The sequence below is a fragment of the Pseudomonas sp. genome (assembly GCF_037994325.1).
Classification (GTDB): Bacteria; Pseudomonadota; Gammaproteobacteria; order Pseudomonadales; family Pseudomonadaceae; genus Aquipseudomonas.
The window spans coordinates 1-1,849 of sequence record NZ_JBBNAH010000619.1 but is presented as its reverse complement, the minus strand read 5'-3'; the positions used below and the strand labels follow the sequence as shown (position 1 = coordinate 1,849).

Below are 1,849 nucleotides of genomic sequence, written 5' to 3'. Positions count from 1 at the left end.
AAGCTCAACATTACTTTACGAGTCTGTTCCATCGGGCATCCAAGCAGTCAATATCAAAGACGGCAAACTGGCGGTCACCATGAGTTCGCAATTGATTAACTCAGGGCACAAAATCGTTGTATGGATTAACGGTAGATACACCGGCGAAGTTCAAAACAACCGCTACTTATACTCCCACAAACACGACATAGATGGCGCGTCCATCTTCACCTTTCCAAACCGCCCTCCTCTTTACGGAGACCTTATCCAGATCGGCGTAGTAACCAGCACTAACGCCCCGGAAGCTTCAGTGCTGCTCTACAGCGGCCGACCTTCTGGCATTCAAACGGTAACTGTCGAAAACGGCAAACTGTCAGCCACCCTGAACACTGAGCTCCTGCACTCCGGCAAAAATTTATTCTTCTGGATTAACGGTAACTACGCCGGCAATGTTCATAACGATGTTTCTTACTACTGCAGCAAAATAAACGTTGATGGTGGCTCCATCGTTTCGCCTAACACGCTGGTCAACGACGGCGATCGTATTCAGATCGGTATCGATCTAGGCGCTGGGCCCCATACGCCTGAGGCTTCAGAACTAATTTATGAAAGCGATGTTGACGGTATCGAGAGCTTCAACACGGCAACCGCAACTCCACCGCCTATGTAGAGCGTAGTGCCTGCCGTGCCGAAAAGTTAATTCGCCACGCCAGGCACAGCCAGAACCCTTTACCGCAATTAAAACGGACCCGCCAAGCCCAGGCTATCGAACGGCCACCCGCTTTGCCCGCACCCGGATTACGTCTGGATTCGGGCGCCTTGGTGACTGGCCCTACGGCTTGCCGCGCTTGCGAAACTCCATCGGTGTTTCCCCGACCCAGCGCTTGAACGCGCGGTAAAAGGTGCAGGGTTCGGAGTTCTCACTGCGTTAAACGATCACTTTTCACCCAGAAAAGTCGCACCGCACATTCAAACATGCCCATAAAAAAGCAGTAACGCTACATTTTCCGCATTAAGAAATAATTACTGAGGACTCTAAATACGGCAAAAAAATATCCAGAAATTTTCACATTGATCAATTTTATAATTCTCAAGGACATCACGATGCGTCTTTTAGAGATTACTTCAGCACATACACTTCGAAAAATCACAACAACCATATTCAGCGTTACTGCGACAATTGCGTTGTTAGGCTCAGCTCTCCCAGCCTTGGCAATTTCTGGCGGAGCTGCCTCAGCGAAACCCTGGGTTGTACAACTTATGGGCCGGGAAAATGGTAAGCGCATAACATGCAGCGGCGCAGCCCTTGGTCCCGATTTAGTTATCACCGCTGCACATTGTCCATGGACTGAAATCATCTATCCGGATGGCAGCAGAGCGGCGCCGCAGGCTTATTACTCCGTTGAAGGCGGCGCAGATATCAGATTGATTACCTTGGCCCAAACGCATCCACTCAAGGAGTACCCCACAATAGGGCCAAATTATCTGGCCGACAAACGCATACTTCCCGCTGGCACAGTTGGCACCGCATACGGACACGCTAACGGTGTGCAGAAGAGTCTTAGCATAAAGTTAAAAAACCATGGGCATACCAAGGAGACCCGTGAAGTCCTTCAAGTGGTCGGACGCAATGGTGGTGTTGAAAGAGGGGACTCGGGAGGGCCGCTCATAATCAATGGACTGCTGGTAGGCATACTGTCCGAGACCAACCCTGAACATACACTGGGTGAGTATCACGGGCTTTCCACCACAATTTCATTGCTCAGGCAGATGCAGCATGCCCGCGAAATGCGCTCGGTTGATATAGGTGAATCGGCTATACCTTGGATCAGCAAAGTGAGAGTTTCGAACCAACGCCTCTACGTAGACA

General features: G+C 50.4%; 2 protein-coding genes and 1 pseudogene. 2 read left to right on the top strand and 1 reads right to left on the bottom strand.

Translation table 11 applies throughout. The features are described from left to right. On the top strand, positions 1 to 649 hold a 649-nt coding region (locus tag AAAB16_RS20550), incomplete at its 5' end, for a hypothetical protein (protein WP_340664996.1). Positions 650 to 811: 162 nt separating this feature from the next. Here the strand turns inward: AAAB16_RS20550 and AAAB16_RS20545 are convergent. Beyond that, a pseudogene (locus AAAB16_RS20545) lies at positions 812 to 919 on the bottom strand (AraC family transcriptional regulator); the annotation flags it as partial. A 164-nt stretch (positions 920 to 1,083) separates the two neighbouring features. Here AAAB16_RS20545 and AAAB16_RS20540 point away from each other — a divergent pair. Next, the coding region (locus AAAB16_RS20540) for a trypsin-like serine protease (protein WP_340664995.1) at positions 1,084 to 1,849 on the top strand (766 nt) is incomplete at its 3' end.